The organism is Halalkalibacter akibai JCM 9157, from assembly GCF_000513135.1.
GTDB classification, from domain to species: domain Bacteria; phylum Bacillota; class Bacilli; order Bacillales; family Bacillaceae_D; genus Halalkalibacter; species Halalkalibacter akibai.
This window is the reverse complement of the sequence record NZ_BAUV01000092.1, coordinates 1-6,818: the sequence shown is the minus strand read 5'-3', so window position 1 is coordinate 6,818 and position 6,818 is coordinate 1. Positions and strand designations below refer to the sequence as shown.

8 protein-coding genes and 1 pseudogene are annotated in these 6,818 nt (G+C 32.9%); 4 read left to right on the top strand and 5 right to left on the bottom strand.

The genetic code is table 11. From position 1 onward, the window contains the following. Window positions 1-225: 225 nt before the first annotated feature. Window positions 226-465 (top strand): hypothetical protein, encoded by a 240-nt coding sequence (locus tag JCM9157_RS22480; protein WP_035668630.1) that lies wholly within the window; start codon window positions 226-228, stop codon window positions 463-465. Window positions 466-478: 13 nt separating this feature from the next. Next, on the top strand, window positions 479-733 hold the full coding sequence (locus JCM9157_RS22475) for a hypothetical protein (protein WP_035668627.1): 255 nt from the start codon (window positions 479-481) through the stop codon (window positions 731-733). Window positions 734-1,123: 390 nt separating this feature from the next. On the opposite strand, the gene JCM9157_RS22470 is transcribed toward JCM9157_RS22475, so the two are convergent. Both JCM9157_RS22470 and JCM9157_RS22465 read right to left on the bottom strand, forming a co-directional pair. Beyond that, window positions 1,124-1,378, bottom strand: coding sequence for a hypothetical protein (locus tag JCM9157_RS22470; protein ID WP_035668625.1), 255 nt, complete (start codon window positions 1,376-1,378; stop codon window positions 1,124-1,126). Between the two features lie 35 nt (window positions 1,379-1,413). Beyond that, window positions 1,414-2,034 (bottom strand): class I SAM-dependent methyltransferase, encoded by a 621-nt coding sequence (locus JCM9157_RS22465; protein ID WP_035668622.1) that lies wholly within the window; start codon window positions 2,032-2,034, stop codon window positions 1,414-1,416. Between the two features lie 110 nt (window positions 2,035-2,144). Between JCM9157_RS22465 and JCM9157_RS22460 the strand changes: the two genes are divergently transcribed. Together JCM9157_RS22460 and JCM9157_RS22455 are read left to right on the top strand one after the other, a co-directional pair. Next, complete coding sequence (locus tag JCM9157_RS22460; protein ID WP_035668619.1) at window positions 2,145-2,804, top strand: hypothetical protein; 660 nt, start codon at window positions 2,145-2,147, stop codon at window positions 2,802-2,804. 13 nt (window positions 2,805-2,817) lie between these two features. Beyond that, window positions 2,818-3,159, top strand: a complete 342-nt coding sequence (locus JCM9157_RS22455) for a hypothetical protein (RefSeq protein ID WP_035668617.1) — start codon at window positions 2,818-2,820, stop codon at window positions 3,157-3,159. Between the two features lie 6 nt (window positions 3,160-3,165). Here the strand turns inward: JCM9157_RS22455 and JCM9157_RS22450 are convergent, their stop codons facing one another. The 3 genes and pseudogenes from JCM9157_RS22450 to JCM9157_RS26175 all read right to left on the bottom strand — a co-directional run. Next, window positions 3,166-4,200, bottom strand: a complete 1,035-nt coding sequence (locus tag JCM9157_RS22450; protein ID WP_035668616.1) for a DUF1835 domain-containing protein — start codon at window positions 4,198-4,200, stop codon at window positions 3,166-3,168. Window positions 4,201-4,424: 224 nt separating this feature from the next. After that, window positions 4,425-6,140, bottom strand: a complete 1,716-nt coding sequence (locus JCM9157_RS22445) for a zinc-ribbon domain-containing protein (RefSeq protein WP_035668614.1) — start codon at window positions 6,138-6,140, stop codon at window positions 4,425-4,427. 48 nt (window positions 6,141-6,188) lie between these two features. After that, a pseudogene (locus tag JCM9157_RS26175) lies at window positions 6,189-6,302 on the bottom strand (zinc-ribbon domain-containing protein); the annotation flags it as partial. Between the last annotated feature and the right edge of the window lie 516 nt (window positions 6,303-6,818).

Genomic DNA, 6,818 nt, shown 5'->3' with positions numbered 1-6,818 from the left:
AGGAGATTTTAAGCAACTCGTCTATTTATTTATTTATTTATTATATATTAAATAGGCTTTAAAGAATTTTGTTTTTTTCATAATAGCTTACTTCCGTTACCAATTAGTCCATAGCCCAAATGGTTTAATACTGAATCTTTAATTGTACTCTAAGACCCATTACTTTATACTTACTTCTGTAAGACCTATCAATAAAATTTAACATCGCAGAAAGTAGGAAACTTTATGTTTATTGAGAACATTAGTAAAGAATTATTGGAAGAAATACAAGATGCTTTAAACGAAGAACATAGTGAAGCCACTTCTAATTGGGACGGGGAATTAATCGATCTTGAATATGAGGATTTAGATGATATGATACGGTCTCAAATCTTCAGCGATTACCTAAATATTCCACTTCACATGTTATCAGACATGATTAAACAACATTTACCTTTTTTAGAGAAAAAAAAATATTTTCCCTGAACCATTTTCCGAAGTGATCATTTCCGAATACAGTGATAAAAAAGAAGTTAATTTACGTGTATTTGCAGATGTGTACAATTTCAATAGGGAAATACTAAGTGAAACTGAAAATAGACTTCTTGATAAATTACTTGGTGAATTAACTCAGTTATATGCAGATTTAGAAGTTTACACAACTATATATATAACTCATATACCAATTGAAGATGTCCCAGAAGAGTATGTAGAAGAGGAAGATCATAAATTCGTTAGGATTGAATTTAATTAGATCCCAGTAAAAGCGTTTTATTTTTAGCTTGTTGGAATATACAAAAAAAGGGCGTAAAATAATCTTCTTACAGAAGTTTAATTTTATTTTACGTCTATTACATTAACCCTTCTTGTTGGCACATAAAATTTCCAAGTTAATATTTCAATGACTCAAAAAATTTTATTATTTTTCTGTTTCTCAAAGTAAACTTACTGTTAATATCAATGTTAGATTTTGTTACTTTTTTAGGATTTTTAAAAGTCAGTTTTTTAATCTTCTTCATTACTCTATCCCCCCTTATTTTAGATGCCATTACAAGTATCGTACATTAATAATATGCAAATTAATTGAATACAAAGCCTCCTTTTACCTTATCCCTTTACTATGTCCCTACAAAATAATTGATTGTCATCTTATTATTTCACCATGTAGCTCTCCACTTACTATCTCGATTGTTGCACCACTATCATAAATGTTTCCAATTATATTATTTTGTATGGAGACAATTGAATGTCTACTTAGATGGAGATTTCCTATTAACTTAGCTGTTAAATGAAGTTTGGCTCCACTCAATACCTTGATATCCCCTTCTACACTACCAATTACTAATGCGTCTTTTTCTATTAACAAGTCTTCTTTTTTATTTCCTGAAATGATTTGCATACTAATAACCACCCATCTAAAATTCACAATCTCATTCAACTACATTTTGTTATCACAATATTTCTGTACATCCCATCGAGCATGACTTCATTATCTTTGACTAATATTACTTCATTGCTTCGTTTACTAAAGATATCTTCAAATCGAACACCAATGTCAGTTCCTAATACAGATACAATTGGCCTAATGAACTTTTTTACTATCGAGAGGTCTTTGTCCTTTGGTACAAACTTATCGAAAACGACAATCTGTCCTTCTCTTTTCACTACACGTACCATTTCTTGAAAACATTTATCTACATTTGGTACAACAGAAAGGATTAAACTCGCTACTACAATGTCAAAGCTCTCATTAGGAAATGTCATGTTCTCGGCATCCATTTCAACGAATTCAATAGAAGAATTTTTAAATTTTTGCTTTGCCTTGTATAACATATCTGGTGAATAATCGATTGCTGTTATCTCTACCTGACTGTGATCAATTAGTTCTAAATCTGCACCTGTTCCCACTCCTACAAAAAGTATTTTCTGTTCAGGTTGAAATTCAATTCCTTTGAATACTTGTTTTCTTGCTTTCAAAAAAACACCTTTATTAAAAAAAGTATCGTAGATTGGCGAACCTATTTTGTAAATGAATTTATTCCAAGTGTTATTCATATGTTCTCCTATTTTCCATTTCAAAATATTTATGTTTCCACAATTTTACCATAAATGGTGGTAAACTATAAAAATAAAAATAGTTATCTTTGAGAAAGGAAGTTACACTAATGATTAAAAGCCAAAAACAACTTTTCTTAGCCATTTCACTACTCTCGATAGTCGTACTCTTAAACATCCCTTACCCACATTCTCGTACGATTGGAGCAAGCCTTATCATCATGAATATCCCTGTAAAATATCCAGACGGCGTTAATCATTTAGTCTGGGGCTATGTTTTCATTATATTCTTCTCACTGGTATTACTTGGATCTTCCTTAAAGAAATATCATGGCCGCTTCATTCTCCTTGCGATTGCCCTTGTTGTAGCTTCCCCACAGTTAATAGCGAATGTTTTTCAAAAAACTGTAGCTACAGGAATTTATGCCATAGAATATAATCCAGGGGAAAGCAATTGTAAGTTTGATACGATTGAGAATGAAACATTGAATGTGGAATGTGAATTTCGGTTTAAAAATCACAGTAGAAACGATGTCACCTTTACTGTTGAGTTTATAGAAGACGATCCTTTTGGAGATGGTATAAAGTCGGTGTCACTCTTGAACGCTGAAAATCCTTTAGGAGTAACGATTGAAGGAAAACGTAGAGAACCTATTTTTATTAAGGAAGAAATAGATATTACTACTTTAGAGGGTAACTATATCAGTAGTGGCTCAAGCTCTTACGTAAACATTATTATGCGAGACGGGAATAAGTATCGAGAGTTGTGAGGAGGGTAAATAAATGGAGATTGAATTATTTGAAGGAATCTATTTACATCTACCACCGTTTTACATAACCGCCATTGCCGTTATTATCATTTATTTATTGTTTCGATGGAGCAAAGAATCAGACATAAGCGGTTTAAGGATTTTCTTTTACTTTTTGATCAGCACTTATATCGCTCCTCTCTATTCTCATGGTTCACAAGATGGTTATTTTCAGCTCTGGGTTCCTTTAGGGTTTATTTTCATTTTCTTATACTTGTTTAATAGTGAAAAATACCATCCATCCAAGATGAAAGCAAGTTTGTTAGGCTTAGCAATAGCTATTTATCAAATGGTAAAGCATTATGGTGGATGGTAGTTTCGTTCACTCTTTATCTTTTAATCTAACACTATAGTACCTCATACCTTTTGGAACGCCTTTTATTTCAAATACACCCTTATAGACTAAACATCTTATTCGGTATTCTAAAAAGGCATCACCAATTTGACCTGCAACATGACCTAACAAGTCCCCAATAATTCTTCCCGACTTCATGAACCCAACCTGTTCTTGCTGACTATGTAGATTTTTAGCAGTGTGAATGATTTGTGAATCAAAATAATCCTCTGACACCGTTTGTACTTTATTTTCCTTCCAAATTCGAAGCACACCATCTGTTTTTGATAATTCTACCCACTCATTTTGATACATATGCCGTACTTCTATAGTCAATGGCTTGGATCGTTTCTGTTCATTCATCGCACTAATTTGATCTGGATGGGCTTCTCCCGTATGGAAAATGAAATATTGAATTTCATCTGTATCCATTAACTCCTTGTAAGCCAAAGTCGTATTGATAACATAGATTTCATTATCGTGATTTTGTAATAAATATAGAAAATAACGTAGTCCTATTTGTTCATTTACATTTTCAGAAGTCCAAATGATGATGGGGAGATTTTCAGGTGAGTTTTTTATCTGTTCAACAGCTTTTCGAAAACGATTTTCATATTCATCCTCTAAATAATCCATTTCCATGTTGATATGCTCCATTAACCATTGATGCCTCTTTCGAAAACCTTCCTCGTTATGTAGGTTTTTTAATGGGCCTTCTGCAAAGAAATCAGGAAATCCGATGATTTTATTTTGATGACTTCCTAAACTATACCTTAAAGCTCCCGCAGGTGATTCACCACAAACAAGATGAATAGTTTGGTGTTCTTGCATACCTTCATATTTATCCTTAGCTTGACTAAGATGAACCATTTCATTATATAGATTTTCCACTTCATTGAGTTTTTCTTCCTGCGACTCCTTTGATTCCAACACCACTTGTAAACGCAAAATCATTTGAAGTAATACTGATTTTGCTTCACTATTTGATAATTTATCTATGTTATCTCGTAATTCTTCAATCACTATTATCACGCTCCTTTGCGTCTAATGTACGCAAATATAAAGAAAAGCAATGCACCTACGATAATATATCCCCATAACGAGTGTGTACCACCTAATTACTGTTTCATTTTTGTTTTATTTCAGCTATTGATAACTTAACTTCATTTCATGGCAATTTTCCTTGTCCAAGAATTTGTAAATCATCCTCATCCTCAACCTCACTTATCTCTATTGTACGAACTGTATTACTGTATTCTTTTTTTTGCACAAAGGGGGCAACCGCTTCCCTTATTTCTGTTTTTTATAGGAACATTCCACTCATGACGACACACTGAGCAAAGCCACCAGACTCTTTTGTTAGACCCTTTTTTGACATCAGTTGGTTTTATATCATTATTCTTATCTGGATGCCATTCATTTGCGAGTTGTGGATTAGTAGTTTGTAAATCATTATATCCTATTATTACAGTGTTCTTGCTGTTACAGGCAGGACATCCCTGACCACGTTTCGCCCTTTTATATAGAGTTGTTTCCCACTCATACTGACATTTACTGCATTGCCACCAAAACTTTTGGTCATAGCTTTTTAAAAATGGTTCATCCAATTTAACATCACCATTTCTAATTGAATGCCATTCTTTTACTAATAAAGCAAACTTTTTATCTATTTTCCCTTGATCAAGTAGAATATTCGATACTTTTTCTTTTAACTTTTTATCCTTATTACACGAAGGACACCCTTCTCTTTTAAGTTGATAATATATAGTTCTTTCCCATTCATGCGAACAGATAAGACATCGCCACCACACCTTTTTTCCACTACCGACAGTTAAATCTTTGGGATGTAGTGGTAAGTTTTTAGTTGGATGCCAATACCCTAAGAGTTGAGGATGTTCAATATCTAAACTTTTGTGATTTACTTGAGGCTTAATATTAGCACATTTTGGACAACCGTTCCCTCCACTATTTCTACTTGCTATAGTAGCATTCCATTCATGTCCTTCCTTACATGCCCACCATACCTTTTTATGACTATTTGACGTTACTACAGACGGCTGTAATCCACCATTCTTTTCATAATTCCACTCAATAGCCAATAGAGGATTTACTTGTATTAAGGAGTTTTCTTTGATTTGTAAGTCCATCGCTTTATAAATGGAGATTCTATCTCTTTGAATGTCTACATTCATTTCAAACCTATGATTATAAGTTTTATTTATATAGTCGAAGATTAACATGATAGCTGAATGCAAGTCCTCTTCTTTTCTGTTTTCGACAATAAAGTCTATAGACGTATCATTTAGTTGAGGAAGTCTCTTATCTCGAACTCTAATAAGAGTTATCCCGTTTTCTCTGCAAACTTTGTTCTTTTTTAGATCCGTTTCTATCTTGTGCCAAGCTCCATCGTATTCTATTCCTAATTTCAACTCTGGTACAAAGACATCAATGGACATCTTACCTAACCATTCAAAATAGTTAATATCAATGTTTTCTAATACATTTTCAAAGTTTTGTTTTAAATAAAAGTATATCGCTTTTTCGGGGAAAGAAATTCTTAACTCATTACTGCATTGAGGACATCCACTACCTGTATTTCCATTGTCTCTGGTTCTATTAGATATTAAAGCCTTCCAATCGTTACCGCACTGTGTACATTTCCACCAAACTTGTTTACTCGATTTAGCAGATACATCGGATGGTAAATTTCCTTTATTTCTCTGATAGTTCCATTCTTGGGCTATATCAGGAAATAAAGTTTCTAAATCTGTTTCACCATTTATAACCAATCTACCACTACAATAAGGGCAATGGTGATCTTTAATTTTAGTGATTATCTGCGATTCCCATTCATGGTCTTTTTCACACTTCCACCAAACTTTTTTATGTCCACCCGCTAAAACCTTATCAGGAGTTAAAGTGTTTTTTTGATAGTTCCAAAATCTTGCTACACCTGGGTACACTGTTAATAAATCGTTATATCCTGTTTTAACTTTTTGATGCTTACAATAAGGACAGCCTGTACCGATTCTACGATAGTTTGTTGTTGTATCATAACTATGCCCCTTATTACAAACCCACCATACCTTTTTTTGACTTCCGTAACTTATATCCTGGGGTGTAATATTGCTATTTTTTTATAATCCCATTCATTCAACAAGTTCACCTTGTTATTCTCCATACACCAATTATAGAAACTTTTTTTCATAGATAAAACCTCTCTAAATAATGTCCTGACTTATTCATAAATAAGGTTGTATTATAATTCCCCATATATTATTCTGGTTGACTTACTTTAATTGGGACACGATCCGGAGGGTTTTTCTTTATTTCAGAAAGTTTTGTTTCCTCATCCCTTACCAATGCTTCCCTTCTCCTTTTAAGCTCTCTTGTCCCATTTTACAATTTCCCCATACATTGCCTGGAGCTTTCATCCATTCGTTTATATTTTCGTATCCACTATATAGACTACAAAGAAGAAATTAAATGCTAATATTATTAACAAAACACCTAATATTTTCTCAATATTCCCCTTAAAACATGTACCGCCCTATCCTGTTATACTTTTATTTTATCACATAATCTTTCATATATTGGTAATTGTTATTAAATCCAATAATGTTCCTAAAACTTACCTCTAC